Origin of the sequence: Paenibacillus ginsengarvi (genome assembly GCF_003626695.1) — a bacterium.
Classification (GTDB): domain Bacteria; phylum Bacillota; class Bacilli; order Paenibacillales; family NBRC-103111; genus Paenibacillus_AB; species Paenibacillus_AB ginsengarvi.
Map to the genome: position 1 here is coordinate 154,398 of NZ_RBAH01000019.1, position 21,302 is coordinate 175,699.

17 protein-coding genes, 12 tRNA genes and 2 rRNA genes are annotated in these 21,302 nt (G+C 51.2%); 6 read left to right on the forward strand and 25 right to left on the reverse strand.

The window, feature by feature from the left end; translation table 11 throughout:
* Nucleotides 1-185 precede the first annotated feature (185 nt).
* From D7M11_RS23600 to D7M11_RS23610, 3 genes are all read right to left on the reverse strand, one after another.
* Nucleotides 186-374 (reverse strand): hypothetical protein, encoded by a 189-nt coding sequence (locus tag D7M11_RS23600; RefSeq protein WP_147433483.1) that lies wholly within the window; start codon nt 372-374, stop codon nt 186-188.
* A gap of 52 nt (nt 375-426) precedes the next feature.
* Nucleotides 427-1,758: an ABC transporter substrate-binding protein gene (locus D7M11_RS23605; protein ID WP_120749732.1), complete on the reverse strand. Its 1,332-nt coding sequence runs from the start codon at nt 1,756-1,758 to the stop codon at nt 427-429.
* A gap of 205 nt (nt 1,759-1,963) precedes the next feature.
* Nucleotides 1,964-3,277 (reverse strand): ABC transporter substrate-binding protein, encoded by a 1,314-nt coding sequence (locus D7M11_RS23610; RefSeq protein ID WP_158606795.1) that lies wholly within the window; start codon nt 3,275-3,277, stop codon nt 1,964-1,966.
* 514 nt (nt 3,278-3,791) lie between these two features.
* Here D7M11_RS23610 and D7M11_RS23615 point away from each other — a divergent pair.
* Nucleotides 3,792-4,664, forward strand: a complete 873-nt coding sequence (locus D7M11_RS23615) for an AraC family transcriptional regulator (protein WP_120749734.1) — start codon at nt 3,792-3,794, stop codon at nt 4,662-4,664.
* Between the two features lie 287 nt (nt 4,665-4,951).
* Here D7M11_RS23615 and D7M11_RS23620 read toward each other — a convergent pair whose 3' ends face one another.
* The gene (locus D7M11_RS23620; RefSeq protein WP_193556264.1) at nt 4,952-6,046 is read right to left on the reverse strand and encodes an L-dopachrome tautomerase-related protein; all 1,095 of its coding nucleotides are present in this window, start codon (nt 6,044-6,046) and stop codon (nt 4,952-4,954) included.
* A 229-nt stretch (nt 6,047-6,275) separates the two neighbouring features.
* Between D7M11_RS23620 and D7M11_RS23625 the strand changes: the two genes are divergently transcribed.
* The 5 genes from D7M11_RS23625 to D7M11_RS23645 are packed head-to-tail and all read left to right on the forward strand — an operon-like array spanning nt 6,276 to nt 8,595.
* On the forward strand, nt 6,276-6,518 hold the full coding sequence (locus D7M11_RS23625) for a spore gernimation protein GerQ (protein WP_120749735.1): 243 nt from the start codon (nt 6,276-6,278) through the stop codon (nt 6,516-6,518).
* Nucleotides 6,519-6,530: 12 nt separating this feature from the next.
* A complete protein-coding gene (locus D7M11_RS23630) occupies nt 6,531-6,917 on the forward strand; it encodes a spore coat protein (RefSeq protein ID WP_120749736.1) in 387 nt (128 codons plus the stop codon).
* Nucleotides 6,914-8,050, forward strand: a complete 1,137-nt coding sequence (locus D7M11_RS23635; RefSeq protein ID WP_120749737.1) for a zinc-dependent alcohol dehydrogenase — start codon at nt 6,914-6,916, stop codon at nt 8,048-8,050. Before D7M11_RS23630 ends, D7M11_RS23635 begins: the two co-directional genes overlap by 4 nt.
* A 31-nt stretch (nt 8,051-8,081) precedes the next feature.
* Nucleotides 8,082-8,285 carry a hypothetical protein gene (locus D7M11_RS23640; protein ID WP_120749738.1) on the forward strand — a complete coding sequence of 68 codons (204 nt, stop codon included), beginning with the start codon at nt 8,082-8,084 and terminating at the stop codon, nt 8,283-8,285.
* 13 nt (nt 8,286-8,298) lie between these two features.
* On the forward strand, nt 8,299-8,595 hold the full coding sequence (locus tag D7M11_RS23645) for a spore coat protein (RefSeq protein ID WP_120749739.1): 297 nt from the start codon (nt 8,299-8,301) through the stop codon (nt 8,593-8,595).
* Between the two features lie 276 nt (nt 8,596-8,871).
* On the opposite strand, the gene glmS is transcribed toward D7M11_RS23645, so the two are convergent.
* The 21 genes from glmS to D7M11_RS23750 form a co-directional block, all read right to left on the reverse strand.
* Entirely contained in the window at nt 8,872-10,701 is a 1,830-nt protein-coding gene (gene glmS, locus D7M11_RS23650) for a glutamine--fructose-6-phosphate transaminase (isomerizing) (RefSeq protein ID WP_120749740.1), read from the reverse strand.
* Between the two features lie 647 nt (nt 10,702-11,348).
* Nucleotides 11,349-12,692 (reverse strand): phosphoglucosamine mutase, encoded by a 1,344-nt coding sequence (glmM, locus tag D7M11_RS23655; protein ID WP_120749741.1) that lies wholly within the window; start codon nt 12,690-12,692, stop codon nt 11,349-11,351.
* A 93-nt stretch (nt 12,693-12,785) separates the two neighbouring features.
* Nucleotides 12,786-14,051: a CdaR family protein gene (locus D7M11_RS23660; protein WP_120749742.1), complete on the reverse strand. Its 1,266-nt coding sequence runs from the start codon at nt 14,049-14,051 to the stop codon at nt 12,786-12,788.
* Nucleotides 14,044-14,868: a diadenylate cyclase CdaA gene (cdaA, locus tag D7M11_RS23665; RefSeq protein WP_120749743.1), complete on the reverse strand. Its 825-nt coding sequence runs from the start codon at nt 14,866-14,868 to the stop codon at nt 14,044-14,046. The genes D7M11_RS23660 and cdaA overlap by 8 nt, the downstream gene beginning before the upstream one ends.
* 220 nt (nt 14,869-15,088) lie before the next feature.
* Complete coding sequence (locus D7M11_RS23670; RefSeq protein WP_120749744.1) at nt 15,089-15,700, reverse strand: zf-HC2 domain-containing protein; 612 nt, start codon at nt 15,698-15,700, stop codon at nt 15,089-15,091.
* A 95-nt stretch (nt 15,701-15,795) separates the two neighbouring features.
* Entirely contained in the window at nt 15,796-16,368 is a 573-nt protein-coding gene (gene sigW, locus D7M11_RS23675) for an RNA polymerase sigma factor SigW (RefSeq protein ID WP_120749745.1), read from the reverse strand.
* Nucleotides 16,369-16,585: 217 nt separating this feature from the next.
* The gene (ppc, locus tag D7M11_RS23680) at nt 16,586-19,378 is read right to left on the reverse strand and encodes a phosphoenolpyruvate carboxylase (RefSeq protein WP_120749746.1); all 2,793 of its coding nucleotides are present in this window, start codon (nt 19,376-19,378) and stop codon (nt 16,586-16,588) included.
* Between the two features lie 454 nt (nt 19,379-19,832).
* A tRNA-Gly gene (locus D7M11_RS23685) sits at nt 19,833-19,903 on the reverse strand.
* 11 nt (nt 19,904-19,914) lie between these two features.
* Nucleotides 19,915-19,988, reverse strand: a tRNA-Pro gene (locus D7M11_RS23690).
* A 36-nt stretch (nt 19,989-20,024) separates the two neighbouring features.
* Nucleotides 20,025-20,101, reverse strand: a tRNA-Arg gene (locus tag D7M11_RS23695).
* A gap of 6 nt (nt 20,102-20,107) precedes the next feature.
* Nucleotides 20,108-20,182, reverse strand: a tRNA-Gly gene (locus tag D7M11_RS23700).
* A 27-nt stretch (nt 20,183-20,209) separates the two neighbouring features.
* Nucleotides 20,210-20,293, reverse strand: a tRNA-Leu gene (locus tag D7M11_RS23705).
* Nucleotides 20,294-20,304: 11 nt separating this feature from the next.
* A tRNA-Lys gene (locus D7M11_RS23710) sits at nt 20,305-20,377 on the reverse strand.
* An 11-nt stretch (nt 20,378-20,388) separates the two neighbouring features.
* A tRNA-Gln gene (locus tag D7M11_RS23715) sits at nt 20,389-20,460 on the reverse strand.
* A gap of 10 nt (nt 20,461-20,470) precedes the next feature.
* Nucleotides 20,471-20,546, reverse strand: a tRNA-Thr gene (locus tag D7M11_RS23720).
* Nucleotides 20,547-20,552: 6 nt separating this feature from the next.
* Nucleotides 20,553-20,625, reverse strand: a tRNA-Val gene (locus D7M11_RS23725).
* Nucleotides 20,626-20,713: 88 nt separating this feature from the next.
* Nucleotides 20,714-20,785: transfer RNA gene (locus tag D7M11_RS23730), tRNA-Glu, on the reverse strand.
* Nucleotides 20,786-20,811: 26 nt separating this feature from the next.
* Nucleotides 20,812-20,884, reverse strand: a tRNA-Thr gene (locus tag D7M11_RS23735).
* A gap of 1 nt (nt 20,885) precedes the next feature.
* Nucleotides 20,886-20,961 (reverse strand) — tRNA-Asn (locus tag D7M11_RS23740).
* A gap of 10 nt (nt 20,962-20,971) precedes the next feature.
* Nucleotides 20,972-21,088: ribosomal RNA gene (gene rrf, locus D7M11_RS23745) — 5S ribosomal RNA — on the reverse strand.
* 88 nt (nt 21,089-21,176) lie between these two features.
* Nucleotides 21,177-21,302 (reverse strand): 23S ribosomal RNA (locus tag D7M11_RS23750); the annotation flags it as partial.

The window sequence follows — 21,302 nt, forward strand, 5'->3', positions numbered from 1 at the left end:
ATGTGGATAAATCAATAAACGGAAACGTTTCCAAAAAGCCGATAATAAAGAAATCGGGTATGTTGAACCTCTCGATTCCCGAACCGGTGCACACCGCGATCCGGCTAACCCAGTCTTTCCCTCCCCGCTCACGTTGGATTGTCGGAGCGAGTCCTTCCCCTTTACTTGCTCTTCTCCTTCCGCGGCTACTTGTTTTTGTCCGCCTCGATCGTTTTCTTCACCGCTTCTTCTGCATCGCGCAGCGCGGTGTTGAGATCCTTGCCCTCGTACAGGATGCCGCGCAGGGCGTTTGTTAGCTGCGCCGTCGCCGCCGAGTAATATTTGCTCTGGGGAGACGGCTTCGCCTTCTCCGTCAGAAACGTCTCGGTGGACAAAAAGTCCATCACCTCCTTGTATTTGTTTTCGGGAGAACGACTGCTCCGCCGATTACTTCTTGCTGAAATTATCGATAAACTTAACCGCTTCTTCCTCCGCTTTGCTAAACGCCGTATTCATGTCCATCGTATTCTGATTGACCGCATTCGCGTACTTCGTATAGATGTTGAGAATATCTGCATCGTAAACCGCTTTGGGTGAAATGGGCGCGAACTTGTTTTGGAACACCGCCTGCATCCTCCGGTTGCTGAATGGCGACTGCTTCCCGAAGCTGTCAATTACGTTCTTCGATTTGACAACGGGCATAATTCCTTTGTGGGAAAGAGAAAGCTGGAATTCATCCGTGAGCAAATATTTCAACACTTCCATCGCTTCGTCCGGATGGGCGCTTCGCTTCGTCAAACCGAAGAAGGCGGGATACGACTGCGATCCGGTTCCCGGACTGCCGCTGAAATGAGGCAGCGCAGCCCAATCCCAATTGAAGGCTTGCATCTCCGTCGGCCAAGCGTAGATCAAGCTGGATAAGTAAGGGAACATGGCGACATTGCGATCCTTAACGAACTGATTAATACCGGGGAACGATTTCGTCTTCTGAATAAAGTCTTGATAACCCGGCTCCTGCGAGGAGTCGATAAAAAATGTTTTGAAAAATGTTTTCCAGCGCTCATCCTTGTTGATCGTAGGCTTGAACGAAGTCATATCGACCGTCGGTGTCGAAAGCGGATTCATTCGGAACAGGTGAAGGAAAGAGGCGGCCATCCCGAAATACTGCGTCCCCCCGTCATTCCTAGTCATTTTTTTGGATAAGTCCAGCGTTTGCTCCCACGTTAAGTCGTCACCCGGGTACGGTACGCCGAATTTATCGAAGATGTCTTTGTTGTAGTATAAAATCAGATTGGCCGTCGATACGGGCAGAGCGAATATTTTACCGCCCTGCACCTGCTGAAGCGCCTGAACGACGGTCGGCTCGATCCGATTCAGATCGATGCCATGCTTTTTGATTAAATCCGTCATATCCACCTGCAAATCGTTCTGGATGATCGCCTGTTCGTAGTTACCGATTGTGGCGTAAAAAATATCGAATTTTGTACCGTTTGTGAGCAAATCGTTTAACGTAGCCCCTTGTCCGGACTGTATGTACTTAATCGTATAGTTAGGAAACTTAGCCCGGAGCAGTTCCCCGAACCGGTACTCGAAGCTTTCCTGCGGGTCGGCGCTGGTGGAATAAAAGACGATTTCTACGGGGTCTTTTTTCGTCTGAGCTTGCCCCGCTTCACTTTTTTCCTGTTGTGTTTGTCCGGCACCGGTTCCTCCCCCGCAAGCAGCTATGATAGCCAATGTAACTCCCGCTCCGAACGGCTTGATCCATTTCCAGAGCCTCATCTGTTGTCCCCCTTCACTTTTTTGGATGATCTTTAGCAAGTTCTATGCTATAGGAAAAGAGGATAAATTTCTTGCCACTTCCCGAAAAATATCGGTCAAAATTCCACAACCCTGCAATCGCCGTTCGAGCAATAAGGCAATCGAATGGATATAAATGCAAATAACTCTCCAAGTATGGAGAGTTATTTTTCGTGGGAACTATTCGTTACTTTTTCATCTGAATCGCTTCGGCGATCTTCTTGGTCGCTTGCTCTTCGGCGGTCCGCAGAGCCGAATTCAGATCGGTTTCTCCAGCGATGACGGACATGACGGCGCTATTCATCGCGCCCGTCGCGTTCGAATCAAACACGCCGGCGCGGGCTGGCGCAGCAGGTTTTAGTGCAGCGATCGCGCTAACGTTTTTCCCTTTCCACTGCGCTACGTTGCGGCCGAAAGCTTCTTTCACCGCCTGGCTCTTCAGCGGCGTAATCGCGGCAAAGTCGGAGGTGATCGCCGTTTGCACTTCATCGGTCAAAAGCTGGGCGATGCTTTGGAACGATTCATCCCGATGCTGGCTTGTCGGAGCTACGGTAATAATGACCGGGTATGGCTGCGAGCCGACGCCCGGCAAGCTTTTCAACTCCGGCAGGCTGGCCGCGTCCCAGTTCATATTTTCCTCAGGCTTCGGAGCGTCAGAGTTAAACGCCAGGAACATGGCACTTGTCTTCTCTTTGACGAAGACGTTCCGCGCATCGTTCAGAAGCTTGGCGTCATAGCCCGGCGCTTTATATAGCGGCAGCAGCGTGTTAATCCACGATTTCCACTGGTCGGTCTGCAAGACGGCTTTTTCGCCCAACACGTCAGTATACGGAATAGAAAGTGGATTCACAACAAGCAACGGGTTTGGGCTAGCGACAAATCCGCGGTACTGCACGCCGCCATCGCTCCGCGTCAGTTTCGTCGCAACCTCCGCCACCTCTTCCCAACTCATATGGTTTTTCAAATAAGGAACACCGAATTTATCGAAAATATCTTTATTGTAATACAGCGTCAGCCGCAAATCGTACAAGGGCAAGCCGTTCTGTTTTTTCCCGTCCACCTTCGCCGCTTCTACATAGGAAGGCTCGAGTCGGCTAAGATCGTATTTTTGCTTCACGATCAGATCCGAGATATCGCCGCCGTACAGCTCGAGCAGGCTGGAGCGGTAGTTGTTGACGGAGGAAATAATTAGGTCGACTTTGCGCTGCTCCGTAACGAGATTTTGCACATTGCTTCCGACGCTCTCCACCACTTCAAACTCATAATGGGGATACTTTTTCTGAATCTGACTGCCGTATCGGCTCATAAACCATTCCATGTTGCCGCCCTGTGGCGTGATGACGAGCAGCTTGACCGGTTTCGCCGGTTCCGTAGGCTTATCGCCGCCTGCTAAGGCGTTCCCTTCCGTTTTCGCGCCGCTTTCATTCCCGCCGCCGCATCCGGCAGTCAGCAAGACGATGGCCATCGCAGCGGCCAACCCTGCACCTTTCCATTTTTTCATATAGACCCACCCCATTAGTTAAATTGGATTGCTTGAAGCATAGTTTTGCCACTGTACAATTCGCTTACCTTCTTGGACTCAATCCAATGGGGCAAGTAGCAGAAGCGTCAGATCGAGCTGCAATTCTTTTTCGCAAAATTTGACAGCGCTTACATCAAAATTGTCGCCGTATGCGCTCCCCTTTACCCGGCAGCTTGCACGCCTACAAAATCTCTCCACCTCCAAAGCTACCGATCTTCGCTTTGTTTGTCAAAAGTATGCTCCCTTCGTTGCTCAATCGGCTCATCGCCCGCTCAAGCGCTTACGTGCTGCAAAGCCATTATCACACACCGGCCTTCGGACAAAAAGCACAGATTGTGCAGTCGAGTACACATATCCTCTGCACTTTCGAAACGCCTGCAAGATTCGTATTGACTGCGACCCAATACCCCCTATAATGGTAGCATGGCACCGCGTAGTACAGCCTCTTTTTCGAAGGGGTATCAGGTGAATACTAGTAAAGGAAGGGACTCGTATGAAAGGTTCGCCAGATGCTTTCCGTCTCGTTCATTTGCTCACGACACTGAGGCTGTCCGAATTCGAATGTGGGACTTCCACGCTAGGCACGTACCGCGGCAAAAGCTACTACACGTCCATTCGCGTCCAGCCGTGGGCACTGCTGACTCAAATAACCGACGGGCCCGTACAAATTACGCTCCATCATGAAACGTTTATCGTGAATCCGGGGCAAGCGTTATATATACCGGCCAATCAGCCTTATACGCTGCAACTGATCGATCGCGATATCGTCTCGCACTGGCTTAATTTGAATTTCACTATATTCGAACATTTTCCGCTGCTCGATCTGCTCGATGTTCCTTATGTATCCCCTGTATCCGTTGGAAACGAGGTAAGGAGGCTGCAAACGCAAATTAACGAGCTCGTTCATGCCGAGCGGTCCGATCCCGGCGAACTTCTGCGCACGGCCGGCCTTGTGAAGCAGCTCATGTACGTCGTGCTAGAGCTGATCATGTCGTTTTCGCCCTACAAATCCGGAGGCATTGAAAAAATCAGCAAACTTCAGCGTTTCCAGCCGGTACTCGATTATATCGAAAGCCATCTGCATGAGAAAATAATCATATCCCAGTTAGCCGGCCTGATGTTCATCTCTACATCGCATTTCCATAAAGAGTTCCAAGAGGCGTTTGGCGTTTCTCCGTTGCAATATATTCAATCGCAGCGATATAAGAAAGCGCAATCGTTGCTGGCTACTTCCGATTTGACGATCCATGAAATCGCAAATCGGGTCGGCTATGAGCAGCCGTTTCCATTTATCCGCTTTTTCAAATCGCTGTACGGCGCAAGCCCCGGCCTTTACAGGAGAATGATGATCGAGCGGTTTAACTAAGATGTTTCGTCATTGGACTGTTCATTGGGCAGCGTCTCTCCATAATACTAGAGATATCAACAATTACATTTGGTGATGTTTACTAGATTGTCATTATCCCCGTTACTTCAAAAGGCTACCATAATTGCTTCCTCACCTGTTATTATCTCTCTGAAGCGTCCGGTATTATGGCTAGTCCGATAGCTGAACAGGCTGCCGAGCGGCAGCCTCCAAATTCTTAATAACCCTAAAGTCATAAAATACATTTTCTATGCAAATAGAGTCAACTTTGTAAAGCGAAATATTTACTAAAAGGTAGGAGCAGGTAGTTCGTCTATTTTCATACGGAGTAAACTATAAGGCTTCTGCCGCAGGTCATTACCATAATGAAATCTTGCCTGCCGATGTAATTGGTTCACGATGAAATATAAGTATTGATCGGGACCAATAGAAAAAGTATCCGGCCATAAAATCCTCGGATCATGTGCGATGGTTTCCATTGTTCCATTAGGCAATATCTTTCGAATACTATTGTTTTCATAGTCTCCAGAATAAACGTTTCCTTTTGCATCGGTGACCATTCCATCTGAAGCACCTTTTTCTCCCCAATACTTCACGTGATCCTGTACATTCATATCCGGTATCGTTCGGTCTCTTAGGGCTTCCGTTGAAATCGAGTACAGATGACGACTGGAGAGAGGACAAAAAAACAACATCTTGCCGTCCGGGGAAATCGCTATACCATCGGATGCCAATCTAAAAGGTGAAGTAGATCCGTCTTTGTTTCGATTCTTCAGGATTTTACCTTCAACTTTCGGTAAGAAAAAGAGATCGGGCGAGGTTGAGTTTGCTCCGTTTAACCGTCTCCAGGCATAGCCCGTTTCTAAATCAACGACAATAATGGCTCCTGGTCCTCGGGAAGACGAATCCGTTATATAAGCATAACCTGCTTTACCAACACGAAAATCAAATCGGACATCATTCAGATAAGTGGTTGGCAGGACAACATTTTCCGTAAATGTATATATACTTCTTATGGTATTTGAATTTAAATCTACAGCGACTAACTTCGCCCCCCCGTTGATGGGTTCTGAGAAATTAGGAGCCCCCGTATCCAGTACCCAAAGCGTTCCCTTTCCATCAGCAACGACGCTTTGAACACTAATGAAGGACGTTGTGATATTCGATTGGCTTACCAAATTAGCGTCTAAACTAGGATAAGGCTGTAATGTACCGCGAACGATTTCAGCCACCGTAAATTTAACATCGTCTCCCCATCTTGGAAAGCAAATAAAAATGCGCCCAGTTTCAGAAACCGTAACGCCTGTAGGCATGGCTCCGTAAAATAAAAAAAACGCCTCAAACTTACCGAAATACTTTTCACTCGGTAACATCACTTGCATAAAATCCTCCTCAACAAGTTCCAACTGCTATTACCTATTTATATGACTGAATGTGGTTCAAGTGTCTGGATAATAAAATATTTTTACGGGCCCCGAAAAGGTGAGTCCTCATATTCTTACGACTGCATGGGAATATTCGAACCCCAGATTTTCGGCAATCCATTTTAGTATAGGATCCAATGCGTAGGAAAGTCTAACTTTGATGAAAGTAAGGAGGGATAATTACTCAATGAATACGCCAACGCTAGCGCCGCACGAATCGATGGAACTGCATGAAGCGTTAAACTTCAAAACGCTCTGCCTCGCTAAGTCAAAACTTATGCAAGGCTTGGTCTTTGACCAGGAGCTGAAAGCGTTAATGCAGAAGGACGTCATTCTATCCACGCAACAGATCGCCGAGCTCCAGGCCATCTACGCAAGAGCTCCATTCCAAGCGCCTGTTCCGAATAACCCGACACCTATCACACATTAAAGGGGAACGCCAATGAACACCGATTATTTAGACCCGATTAATTCGTTAAATATGCCGGAGATGGCAGATATGACATTTGCAATGGACTTCCTTATTCGTGCCAAGGAGGGTGTGCGAAATTTGTCCATCGCCCTGACGGAAACGGCTTCTCCCGATGTAAGAGCGCTGCTTCGCAATCATCTTATGCAGGGGATTGCACTGCACCAAGAAATCACGGAGCTTATGATTCGCAAAAAATGGTTCCATCCTTACGAGCTGAACGAACAGTACCAACTCGACCAGCTTTCAGCGAAAAATACGGTGATGATCGGGCAGATGAATTTGTTCCCGGATGATACGTCGCGTAAAGGGATGTTTGATCGGACCCCGGATGAACATATTGGAGGACATAAAGCATGAAGGCGGTAACGTATCAAGGGATTAAAAATGTCGTGGTCAAAGAGGTGCCGGATCCGAAGATTGTGAAACCGGACGATATGATCGTAAGAGTCACCAGTTCCGCCATTTGCGGTTCGGACCTTCACCTGATTCACGGAATGATCCCTAACCTTCAGGAGAACTATGTCATCGGGCATGAACCGATGGGGATCGTAGAAGAAGTAGGCCCCGGAGTGACCAAGGTAAAGAAAGGTGACCGGGTGATCATCCCTTTTACCATCGCATGCGGGGAATGTTTTTATTGTAAGAATCAGCTGGAAAGCCAATGCGACAATTCAAACGAACACGGGGATATAGGCGCATATTTCGGCTACTCCGGAACGACCGGTGGTTACCCTGGCGGGCAAGCCGAGTATTTACGAGTTCCGTTTGCTAATTTCACCCACTTCAAGATTCCTGAAAACTGCGAGCAACCGGACGAAAAGCTAAGCTTGATCGCCGATGCCATGACGACGGCATTTTGGAGCGTAGATAACGCCGGTGTCAAGAATGGAGATACGGTCATCGTGCTCGGCTGCGGTCCGGTCGGACTTCTGGCCCAGAAATTCTGCTGGCTGAAAGGAGCAAAGCGGGTCATCGCCGTTGACTATGTCGATTACCGCTTACAGCATGCGAAGCGAACGAACCATGTGGAAATCGTAAACTTCGAACAGGATACAAATATCGGCAACAATCTCAAGGAAATGACCAAAGGCGGCGCCGATGTCGTAATTGATGCGGTAGGCATGGACGGCAAGATGAGCGATCTCGAATTTCTAGCCAGCGGTTTGAAACTGCAAGGCGGGACCATGAGCGCATTTATCATTGCGTCTCAGGCTGTCCGCAAAGGCGGGACCATCCAAGTCACTGGGGTATACGGCGGACGCTATAACGGATTCCCGCTCGGCGACATCATGCAACGCAACGTGAATATCCGTTCCGGGCAAGCTCCGGTCATTCACTACATGCCGTATATGTACGAGCTGGTTACGTCGGGCAAAGTAGATCCTGGAGATATTGTTACGCACGTCATTCCGCTTAGCGAGGCCAAGCACGGCTATGAAATGTTCGATACGAAAACGGACAATTGCATCAAAGTCATCTTAAAGCCCTGAATATGGGTAAATACAGGGGAGGACAATCCGAATGAATTCCAATTACGCTTTGCATGAGATGCTGGAGGTTCATGAAATGGCTGCGTTCAAGACCGTTTGCATGACCAAATCCAAAACCATGCAAGCTCTGGTAACCGACCCGGAGCTCAGGCAAATTTTGCAGCAAGACGTGCAATTATCACAGCAGCAGCTTCAGGAGCTCGGTGGAGTGCTGTCTAAAGTGACCCTAACCTAAAGGAGATAGAAACATGAACACCCTATTAGAACACTTGACAGGGCTTCATACGCTGACCGACGACGTGATCGCAATGGATTTTTTGATGAACGCCAAGAGCGGAGTCAGAAACTACGCCATGGCCGTAACCGAATGTGCCACCTCCGAAATCAAACAAATTTTGATGAAACAGCTCGACGAAGCTATAGACTCCCATGAAAAGATAACAAACTACATGATGCAGCGGGGCCTATACCATCCCTACCATATTCCGGAGCAAATTCAGCTCGATCTGAAAAATATGCAGACCGCTATGAACATCCCGTCCTGACACCGTATTTCGTCCCGACAAAACGCGCAAAACCACCATGGTTCAGGCGCGTTTTTTGATTTTAGGCGAAGACTTTAGAGAATTGAACGACGGGAGTTTGAGCTGGAGAGGTTCATTCAATTTCTTTTCTTCTCATCCAAAAAATCAATTTTTACGCAATCTAAAAGGGAGCGCCGAATCTTCCCCTCGGGCTCCCTTCCAGATCTGTTCAATCATTTTGCTTATTGGTTCCACACTTTTTTATCACCAGACATAGTTACATCAGGCAAGTGAACATCACTCTACCGTAACCGACTTCGCCAAATTGCGCGGCTTATCCACGTCGTTGCCGCGAGCAAGCGACGCATAGTAGGCGAGCAATTGCAGCGGAATAACCGAAAGCGCAGGCGCGAGCAGCGACAGCGTACGCGGGATCTCGAATACGAGATCGACCGCCTTGCCGATGTCGGGATTGCCTTCGAAAGCGATAGCGAACACTTGTGCGCCTCTGGCTTTCACTTCTTTAATGTTGCTGACCGTTTTCTCGAGCAAATGCTCCTGTGTCGCAAGCGCAATGACCGGAATCCCTTCCTCGATCAGCGCCAGCGTCCCGTGCTTCAGCTCTCCCGCCGCATAAGCCTCGGAGTGGATGTACGATATCTCCTTCAGCTTGAGCGAGCCTTCCTGGGCAACGGCGTAATCCGAGCCGCGGCCGATGAAGAACAGATCGTTGTGGCTCGCAATATGCTCCGCATATTCCTTGATTTGTTCGGCTTGCGCAAGAATTTGCTCCACCTGCTCCGGCAGCTTTAGCAGCGCGGCGATAGTCGACCGGATCATAGTTTCGTCCTGCAAGCCTAGCGTTTGCGCGAAATGCAGCCCAAGCAAATAAAAGGCGATCAACTGCGATGTATACGCCTTCGTCGAAGCGACGGCAATCTCAGGTCCGGCCCAGGTGACGATCACATCGTCCGCCTCGCGGGAGACGGAGCTGCCCACTACGTTCGTAATGGCGATTACTCTCGCCCCGCTTCGTCTCGCTTCCCGTAAAGCCGCCAGCGTATCGGCTGTTTCGCCGGACTGGCTGACGACGATAACGAGCGTATTCGCCGTAATGATCGGATCGCGGTACCGGTATTCGGACGCGACATCAACTTCTACCGGAATTCGCGCCAACTGCTCGATGACCGCTTTTCCGACGAGGCCGGCATGATAAGCCGTTCCGCAAGCGACAATATGAATGTTATGAATGTCCCAAATCTGCTGCGGCGTCAGCTTCACCTCGTTCAGAACGACCTGCCCCCCGGCGGCGTCGATCCGGCTGCCCATCGTATCCCGATACGCTTTCGGCTGCTCGTATATTTCCTTCAGCATAAAATGATCGAATCCGGCTTTTTCCGCGGTCATCAGATCCCAATCGACATAAAACGTTTCCCGGGAAATAAAATTCCCCTCAATCGTCCGCAAATCGACACCATTCTGCGTCAGAACGGCCATTTCACCGTCGTTTAAAATATAAACGTTGCGCGTATGCTCCAAAATCGCGGGAATATCCGAGCCGATAAAATTCTCTCCGTCGCCGACGCCGATAATAAGCGGGCTCGCCAGCCGTACCGCTACAAGCTTCTCCGGCTCATACTCGGTCAAGACACCTAGAGCGAACGCTCCGCTCATCTTTTTGACCGCCTGCTGCACAGCCTTGACGATATCGCCGTCGTACAAATCCGCGATCAGATGGGAGATGACCTCCGTATCCGTCTCCGATACGAATACGTGGCCTTTGGCCGTCAATTCCTCTTTCAAGCTCATATAGTTCTCGATAATGCCGTTATGCACGACCGAAAATTTCATCGAATTATCCGTATGCGGATGAGAGTTCACATCGGAAGGCTTGCCGTGCGTAGCCCAGCGGGTATGTCCAATCCCGATCGTCCCGTCCAGCGGCTCCTGCTCCAGCCTGGACTCGAGGACGGCCAGCCGCCCCTGCGCCTTCCTGACAACCAGGCCGTGATCCGTAAATACCGCCAGGCCAGCCGAATCGTATCCCCGATACTCCAGCTTCTTAAGACCCTCCAGCAAAATCCGCTGCGAATTCCGCTTTCCAACATATCCGACAATACCGCACATAGTTCCATACCTCCGAATAATGGGATGTTTGAACTTGTGCGCCCTTTCTACGAGAACATGCAGCCGTGCATGACAAAGAAGCGTACAAACCGTACGATTTTTTTCAAGGTTAGCCTATTCCGTTTTCAAAGAACGCAGCAAGCTCATCGTGTTATTGCTTGTATCGAACCCGGTCTCGCAGCTCCGCTCCGCCTTACGTGCGCGAACGGCTTCTGCCGATCCGGTTTATTTCGAACCTGTACGCAATCCAAAAGACATAGGTCTTTTTAATCGCGCTTTAATGCATCATGCGGAAATCTTGTCAGCCCGGTTGCCCGAACCTTTTGCCTTCCCGCTTTCGGCCTGATGCGGCTGCCGAGAGGTCCCCGCCGAATATTTCGAACACCTCTACCTCGTCCGCTTGCCCTACCCAGATAACGATACGCCCTGATTCCGATCCGGCGACCGCCTGACAAGCGCTGGCGCTTATATACTAAGATAAACCTCCGCCCACCTTTCCATTTTCAAAGTGATAATACCATCATATTCAATTCTGCTCCTTGACGCAACCTCCAAATTTCCCGCAAAACACCCGTCTATCGGCAAAAATCCCCCGGATGCTCATCCGGAGGACTTGTCTTAGATACGCTTTGTATCAAATACAAACGCTATACCAGCTCACGCTTCACAATTTCGCATATTTCGGCGACGTATGACTCCACAATGTCTTTATCCGGTCCTTCCGCCATAACGCGAACGAGCGACTCCGTACCGGAAGGACGAACAAGCACGCGACCATTGCCCGCAAAGCGGCTCTCTACATCCTGAATGATGCTCTCGATTGCAGCATTGCCCTTCAGCTTCGTTTTGTCGGCTACGCGCACATTAACGAGCACTTGCGGATATTTCTGCATAATGCCTGTCAACTCGCTCAGCTTTTTGCCCGAGTCCGCTACTGTGTTTACAAGCTGGAGCGCGCTCAGGATGCCGTCTCCAGTCGTGCTGTAATCCAGGAAAATTACGTGTCCGGACTGCTCGCCGCCGAGGTTGAAGCCACCCTTGCGCATTTCCTCCATCACATATCTGTCGCCTACGGCCGTCTGCAGCGCATTCATGCCCATCTTCTCTACACCCTTGAAAAAGCCGAGGTTAGCCATCACCGTCGTCACAATCGTATCCCGGTTCAGCTTGCCTGCCCGCTTGAGCGCATCGCCGCAAATCGCCAGAATATAGTCTCCGTCGACCTCGGCTCCGGATTCGTCCACGGCGATCAAACGGTCGGCATCCCCGTCGAACGACAAGCCTAGATCGGCACCCAGCCGAACGACTTCCTCCTTCAGCTTCTCCGGATGCGTCGATCCGCAATTATCGTTAATATTGCGGCCGTTCGGCTCCGCACCGATCACATGAACGTCTGCTCCCAGCTCGCGGAAAATAGTCGGCGCCAGCTCGTAAGCGGCTCCGTGAGCGCAGTCAAGCACAATTCGCAATCCCTGGAAGGAGCGAGTTACCGTCGTTTTCAGAAATTCCGCATAACGGAACTTCGCCTGTTCGTCGTCTCGCGCCGTCCCCAAATCTCCTCCGATCGGGCGAGGCAGCTCGTCGACAGGAGCATCCAGCAACTGCTCGATTTCCAGCTCGGTTTCGTCGAACAGCTTAAATCCGTCGCTGCCAAAAAACTTAATCCCGTTATCTTCCACCGGATTGTGCGAAGCGGATATCATAACCCCGGCATGTGCGCCGGACGTTTTCGTCAAATAGGCCACTCCCGGCGTCGAGATGACGCCAAGACGGACGACATCTGCGCCGATGGACAATAGTCCTGCCACAAGCGCCGCCTCCAGCATAGCCCCGGATACGCGCGTATCGCGGCCGATCAGTACAACCGGCTTCTCCGAAGCGTGCTGGGTAAGCACATACCCGCCGCAGCGGCCGATCCGATAAGCCAGCTCTGCTGTCAGTTCTTTATTGGCAATTCCGCGAACCCCGTCTGTTCCGAAGTACTTCCCCATGTTCCAGTTCCCTCTCCTTTATCTATGGAGCTTTAACGAAGCCCGTTCATTAAGCTCCTGTGTCCGCGAATAAGCTTTCGGTTTGGCCCCGATCTAAGGCAGCTGTTTCACCTGCGCGCTTTGAGCGGCTGTATTGTCGGTCGCTTTGGCCGTTATTTCCACTACAGCCTTCGTTTCCGTCTCCACTTTTTTGACGAACTGCGGCACATTGACGTTCACATTTACCGTATGCTCGCCCGGCGGCAGGTTGCTGACATCGACGATGACCTGCACATCCTGCGCCTTCAGCTTCTGAAGCACCGCAGGAGCTCCCTCGAGCATTACATTAATCGTGCCGTTAGGCGGCGATTTGATGCGCGTATCGAAGTTGTTGTTCTGCCCGATAATCGTGATCGGCACTTGCTCGAACGTCCGCTTATCGGACGGCACGACTTGCACCTTCACTTCCATTTTCGGCGGATCGACCGAAGTAATCTTCGTCCGGAGCGGAACGTCCAGCGTGTACAGCTGGTCGGTTTTGAGCCCGCCCACGTCGACCTGCGGCCCTTCGTAGAAATCGAGCGTATTGAGCAGTTCCTGCGGTCCGTACACCGTAATCTGGTCAACGGACGGCTGGAACAACGATATGCTGTACCCCGGCGCAGGCTCACCTACGACCTTGAGCTGCAGCGGCATCTTTTTGAACGGCTGCGTAATCGGCACTTCTACGTCCACAACGGTCGGACTGATCGAAACTCCCAGCTCTTTGCCGTTTTTGTCGACGGCGACCAGCTTCACCTGCTTTGTAACAGCCGATTGCGCATTCTCGATGTTCACGTCGGCTTTGACCGTGATCGCCTCTCCCATAAGGCCGCTTGGCACCGTAAGCAGGACGCGATTCGGCTTGGCTACCGGCTGCCCGGCCTTGAAGCCGTTCGCCGGATTGCCGATCAGGTTCACCTGTACGGGAACCTCCTTCGTCTGCTTCTCCTCCAGCGTTACTTTGGCATAAGGCGGGAAGACCGAAACTTTAACTCCGGCCGGAAAATCTTTGGCAATGAGCGACAGCGTATTTTCTCCGACCTTGGCTCCGTTCAGATCGAGCACGATCTGGTACTGGTCGGTTCTGATTTTTTTCAGCGCCGATTCCTTGCCCTCTACCCGTATCATAACCTCCGTCGGATCGATTGAGGCGATATGAAACTTGTTATCGTCATAAATAGGCGTAACCTTAACGTTATAAATCGTCTTTTCCTGATTAGTCGAAATGCTGCCACCCGACGTCGAACGATCGTCCAGATGTACAACCGCCCACAGCAGGATGCCAATAAACAGCGCAATGACCCGGACGACGTTCGGATTGCGAAGCCATTTATCCATTGGCCCCTTCGCCTCCTTTCCGCTTCCAGAAAGGGGTCTTGCCCTTAACCTTCATCTTCGGGCGAAGCTCCTCGAACAGCTTCGAGACGAGCGACTCCTCCTTGATATCGCGGACGATCTGGCCGTTGATCGCAAGCGAGACTTGTCCCGTCTCCTCCGATACGACAACGCAGATCGCGTCGCACACTTCGCTCATGCCGATCGCCGCCCGGTGGCGCGTACCGAGCTCTTTGCTGATGAACGGGTTTTCCGACAGCGGCAAGTAACAGCCCGCCGCCATAATCTGGCCTCTGCGAATAATGACAGCCCCGTCGTGCAAAGGCGTATTCGGGATAAAAATGTTGATAAGCAGCTCGGACGTAATATGAGCCTCTAGCGATATACCCGACTCCAAGTAATCATTCAGGCCGGTTTCCCGCTCGAATACGATCAGCGCGCCGATTTTGCGCTTCGATAAATAGTTAACCGACTTCAAGATTTGCGAGATGCGGTTTGTGACCTCGTGCTCTTCATCGGACGAGGACGACCCCCGAAACAGCTTGCCGCGGCCCAGCTGTTCGAGCGCCCGTCGCAGCTCCGGCTGAAAAATAATGATGACCGCAAGCACGCCGAACGTAAACATCTGGTTCATCATCCATTGGAGCGTGTTTAAGTTAAACCAGATGCTGAGCGCCCAGGTCAGTACGACGACGATGATCCCTTTGAGCAGCTGAACGGCACGCGTTCCGCGGACAAGCAGGATCAGCTGGTAAATGACATAACTTACGATCAAAATATCGATTATGTCTTTGATGCGAATATCCGTCAATAGTTCCATGCTTGTTCCCCCATGGCCGTATCGAGAGCCTATCTGTCTATTGTATAATCATAACATATTTCTGCAAAAAAACCTCATTTTGCGCCCCGATTGACGGTCCGAATGTTTCTACGAAATCCGACAAAGGAACCGCCTATCCCATGTACCGGCCGATACGGCCCAATTTGCAAAAAAAATCCGCATGTCGAAGGCGAAACATTTTCGCTTCCGGCATCCGGATTTATTTGACGAACAGGGTGAACAGTTGGTTCAATTTGTACCAGACCCACTCCGCCGCTTGATTGACGCTTGTAATATCTCCGGATATTTGAGCCGTAGAAGCGAGAGCGTAATTGCCGTCGATCACGATCAGATTCCCGTCGATTTTGCCGTTTACTTCGATTTTGCCGTTCTCTACGATCAGGTTGCCCTGGTACGTTTGGCCTTCTGGGACAACAACCGTGTTTCCTTTAATGACGACCTGCTCGAGGTTCGAACCGTGCACGACCAATTGGGTGTCCTCATTCCACATGCTCATGAAGCTGCCCAACATGACGATGCAAAATAATGCGGCCACTGTCGCAGCCGGATGGCGTCGCGGCCACCTCATCCAGACCGTCCGTTTCGCCGGAGCGGGAAGCTTCTGCATAATCGATGCAGTTGTCAGATGGCTCGGCACATGGACCGGCTTCATCGAGGCCATGAGAGCCGCCCCTGTCTTCTCCAGCTTCGTATACCGCTCCTGGCAGCTGGCGCAGCCGATCAGATGCTTCTTGAGTTCCGCCGCCTCGGGTCCCGTCAAGTCCCCGTCCAAGTAGTCGTGCATCAAAAGGATGGCTTCTTTGCAATTCATATTACAGTGCCACTCCTTTCCTTGGCTATCGCTTTGCATAAAGTATCGTAACGTACAATACGTTTGATGTTTGAAATCGTTTCAACATTTGTTCTTCACAGCAGCGAATCTTTTTCTAAACGTTCCCGCAAATATTCCCGGCCGCGATGAACCCGCGTTTTCACCGTTGTCACCGGCATATCCAGCACTTCTCCGATCTCCTGAAGCGACATGTCGTGCAAGTAACGGAGGATGACCGCCGATTTATATTTTTCCGGCAGCGAGTCGATCGCTTTACGCACCTGCTCCTGCGTCTCGGATAACACCAGCTCGCCCTCCGGCGTGCGATCGCCGCTCGCGAGCATCGAGTACCAGTCGTTTCCCTCGCTGTCGTTTACTTCCGCATCGAGCGAATACGACGCCCTGCGCTTGCGAAGCCGATCGATACACAAGTTCGTGCCGATGCGGTAGATCCACGTCGAGAACTTCTGCGCCTCGTCAAACCGGTTCAAATTCGTATACACCCGCAAAAACGTTTCCTGGACCACGTCTTCCGCTTCCTGCACATTATGCAGCATCCGGTACGCGAGATGATAAATTTTATCTTTGTACAAGTCGACCAGTTCGCTGAATGCCCGGCGGTCGCCTTCGCGGGCCAGCTTGGCCAGCCTTGTTTCTACAAAATTCACCGACATTCCTCCCATCCCGGTACCTTGCGGCCCGCCGCTGCGCTACGATTCGGTTCTCTCCCGCGCAGACGGGCCTTATTCCAATAGGTGATACCGAGAAGTATCAACGCCATTCCTTATCTTTATCCATCTTTATTAGAGTACCGTTTTTTATAAAAAAAGTCGAGAACCGGCTCCCGAAGGAGCCGATCCCCGACTAGAAATAATTTGAAGCGCATCAGCCTGTATTGCGAAGACCGGCTGCAATGCCGTTGATCGTCAACAGCACTTCTCTCAGCAGCTTGGCGCCTTCCTCCGACGACTTATCCAGCGAACGCAGCTCGCTAAGCAGTTGAACCTGCAGGAAGCTCAGCGGATCGACATACGGGTTGCGAAGCTTGATCGATTCCTGAATAACCGTCTGGTTATCCAAAATCTCTTTTTGGCCTGTAATTTGCAGGATCAGCTGCGAGGTCAGCTCGTACTCCGAACGAATCTGTTCGAAGATGCGCTGTCCGGCTTCCGTATTATTCGCCATCTGCGAATACTCCTGAGCGATCAGCATATCGGCCTTGCCCAGAGCCATCTGCAAATTGTCGATCGTAGAGCTGAAGAACGACCAGTTCTGGTACATCGTCTGCAGACTGCGGAGGTTATCCGGATTTCCTTGATAAAACTTCTGGAGACCCGATCCAGCCGCGTACCAAGCAGGCAGCAGATAGCGGCTCTGCGTCCATGCGAATACCCACGGAATGGCGCGCAGATCCTCAAAACGGTCGCTTCCTTTCCGCTTGGACGGACGCGAACCGATGTTCAGCTCGCCAACCTCCGGAAGCGGAGTCGCTTCCTTAAAGAACGCATAGAAGTCCGGGTCGCGGAAAATGAGATCCTGGTACTTGCTCTGCGATTGCTCCGAGATCGATCGCATGATCGTCTCGTATTCGGACTCGTTGTCCGTATCCTGCGGGTTTTTCGCGAGATAAGCGCTCAGAATAAGAGCCGACGTCGCCTGCTCCAAACTGCGATAGGCGATTCCTTTCAGCGCATAACGGGAAGATAACACTTCCCCTTGCTCTGTAATTTTGATGCCGCCACCGATCGTCTCTGGAGGCTGAGCGAGGATACTACGGTTCAAAGGCATGCCGCCGCGCCCGAGCGCACCGCCGCGTCCGTGGAAAAACTTGAGCTTCACGTCATAACGTTTGGCCGTTTTTGTAATCTCTTTCAGCGCCACGCGAAGCTCCCAATTCGCGGTGAGCACGCCGCCGTCCTTGTTGCTGTCGGAATAGCCAAGCATAATTTCCTGGACGTTGTTAAAATCGCTAATGCTCTCCCGGTAAGCCGGAATGCTGAATATCGTTTCCATAATAGCGGGCGCCGCATGCAGGTCATCAATCGTTTCAAACAACGGCGAAGGCTGCAGGGTACAGCGTACCGTTCCATCCGCCTCGCGCCGGTATAAGCCGACTTCTTTGCCAAGCACCATGACTTCAAGCAGATCACTCGCGCCTTGTGTCATGCTGATCAGATAAGTCGTAATACACTTCGGTCCGAACTCGGCCTGGGCCGCCTTGATCGCTTTGTATACGCTAATGACTTCCATCGTCGATTCCGAGTATTCCATATAGGAAGACATCAGCGGGCGCGGATCGGTAAGCAAACCGCTCAGCAGCTTGACCTTCTCCTCTTCGGATAGCGAGGCATAGCTGCTCGCGATGTTCATTTTCCCGAGAATTTCGTTCATCGCGCTTTCATGCTCTTTGCTGTGCTGACGCACGTCCAGCCCGGCCAAATGGAAGCCGAACAGCTCGACTTGGCGAATGAGCTTGCGGATGTATATATTAGCCGTGTAGTCGGCGTAGTGATTACGCAAGCTGCGGTCGATCAGGCGCAAATCCTCGAGCAGTTCATCCGGAGATGCATATTTGGCTTTTGCGCTTTTTCCGTGCGATTGCGCGTTCGCGATTTTTTCGGCCATGTAGGTGAGCTTGATCCGGTAAGGCTCCTTATCGTTGCGCCATACGTCCTCGGATTTGAGCTGAATGTGCTGCTTGTCCGTCTCGATCGATTCGAGAAGCTCAGGCAGCACCTCTACGATGTTCGTGCTGAAGCTCAAGTGATTCATCAGCTCACTGAGCTGCTCCTCATACTTCTTAAGAGCCAGCTGCCGGTGCAGCGTCAGCGTTTCCCAGGTGACTTTCGCCGTTACCGACGGATTGCCGTCGCGATCCCCGCCGATCCAGGAGCCGAAACGCAGGAAAGACGGAATCGTCCATTCCACATCCGGATAATACTTGCCGAGGCAGCGTTCGAGTTCCTGATACAGCTCCGGAAGAACATCGAACAACGTCTCGTCGAAGTAATACAAGCCATTGCGCACTTCGTCGAGTACCGTTGGCTTGCGGTCGCGCAGCTCGTCCGTTTGCCACAGGGTAAGCACTTCACTGACCAGCTTCTCGCGGAGCTGCTCCCTTTCCCGGTTCGTAAGCGCCGGGTGGTCCAGCTTCATGACATCTTCAGCAATGCGCTGATGAATATCCAGCACGACCCGTCTTGTTGCTTCCGTCGGGTGAGCGGTCATCACAAGCTCCAGCGAGATAGCCTTGATCATGTCTTGCATCTCATCCGCCGGAATTCCTTTTTGGTGCAGATCAGCCACGATATTTTCGATCGATCCCGGCTGCAGCTTCTCCCCCGTAGAGCGGTCATAATCGCGCTTCCGCCGGATGCGATGATTTTGCTCGGCAATATTGACCAGCTGAAAATAAATGGCAAAAGCCCGGACGACATTGTGCCGATCTTCCGGACTAAGCGAACGGATCAGTTTTTTAAATTCCTGCAGCAGTTTCGGATCGGAAGAGGCCCGAAGCGTCTTGCTCATCTCGCGAATTTGCTCCTCCAGGTTGAACAGCTGCTGGCCTCCCTGATGAATCAGAACTTCACCAAGAATATTTCCCAGAAAACGTACGTCTCTGCGCAGCAATTGATGGCTTGACGATCCTTGCGTCGCTTCTATTGTAGTTTCAGTCATAGTTCTGTCTCCCTCCATCCTTATCACATTCGACAAATTTCACGGCATTCCTGCTTTAACGTGGTAAATATGAGGTTTTCAAATATCAACCGTTCACAGCGAAAATATCCGGCATTCCGTCCCCAGGCAGCTTTAACGTCCGCCGACGAGTCGAAACCGGGGGCCACAGGTCTCCGTCGTCAGCTAGGGCGGAATTCCCGTTAAAAAGCCTAATACGGCAAAAAAAGACTTCTGAAGCCGCTGCATCATTACGCAGAACGACAGCGGAACGCCTTTCTCAAAAAACGAACTTTTCACCTACGTCCTTATTATATTATTAAGAATACGGCTATAATTCAAGGGGAAAAACAGGAAAAATACGAGTCCGCACTATTTTTTATGTATCCCATTAGAAAAGGAGGCCACAAAATAAAAAAACCTTTGCTCGGCAAAGGTTCATACTTGTAAGTCGATAAGCGGGTGATGGGAATCGAACCCACGCTACCAGCTTGGAAGGCTGGAGTTCTACCATTGAACTACACCCGCGAAATTAAAGATCGGGACGACACGATTTGAACATGCGACCCCCTGGTCCCAAACCAGGTGCTCTACCAAGCTGAGCTACGTCCCGACTATTAAGTTTCCTGATTCTTGATCAGGATAAAAATGGCGTGCCCTGAGAGATTCGAACTCCCGACCTTTTGATTCGTAGTCAAACGCTCTATCCAGCTGAGCTAAGGGCACATCTTATGGAGCGGACGACGAGATTCGAACTCGCGACCCTCGCCTTGGCAAGGCGATGCTCTACCACTGAGCCACGTCCGCATTATAACTTGATGCAAGATTTGAAGATGGTGCGCGTGGAGGGACTTGAACCCCCACGCCGAAGGCGCCAGATCCTAAGTCTGGTGCGTCTGCCAATTCCGCCACACGCGCTTTAGGGAATGTGAGCCATGTAGGACTCGAACCTACGACACCCTGATTAAAAGTCAGGTGCTCTACCAACTGAGCTAATGGCTCATAGCTAAATACTGGGGATCTAGGATTCGAACCTAGGAATGACGGAGTCAAAGTCCGTTGCCTTACCGCTTGGCTAATCCCCAATAAAACAACTGGTGCCGTCGAGAGGACTTGAACCCCCAACCTACTGATTACAAGTCAGTTGCTCTACCAATTGAGCTACAACGGCTCGTGATGGACGCTGACGGGATCGAACCGCCGACCCTCTGCTTGTAAGGCAGATGCTCTCCCGGCTGAGCTAAGCGTCCGTGCTATTAACGTTCCCCCTGATTAGGAGAACTATGTATTGGGTGAACCTAAAGGTTCTCATCCCCAAATCGAAGCTGTAAAAGAAAGTGACCCGTAGGGGATTCGAACCCCTGTTACCTCCGTGAAAGGGAGGTGTCTTAACCCCTTGACCAACGGGCCGCGATTTACCGCAAAATGGGCGGCGAAGCTTCCAACCGGAATCGAACCGGTGACCTCATCCTTACCATGGATGCACTCTACCTACTGAGCTATGGAAGCATGGCTCCCCGAACAGGACTCGAACCTGTGACAACTCGGTTAACAGCCGAGTGCTCTACCAACTGAGCTATCAGGGAATGTACATCCGCTTGGCAACGTCCTACTCTCCCAGGACCCTGCGGTCCAAGTACCATCGGCGCTGGAGGGCTTAACGGTCGTGTTCGGGATGGGAACGCGTGGATCCCCTCCGCCGTCATCACCAAACGAATGACTCAAGGATTATTCCTTGAAAACTGGATGCGAAACGAGCGATTGAAGCAGAATCGAGTGCCTCGGGGGTATCCGAGGCTCTTTGGATAAGCCCTCGACCGATTAGTATTCGTCAGCTGCACGCATTGCTGCGCTTCCACCCCGAACCTATCAACCTGGTCGTCTACCAGGGGTCTTACGAATTGGGAAATCTCATCTTGAGGGGGGC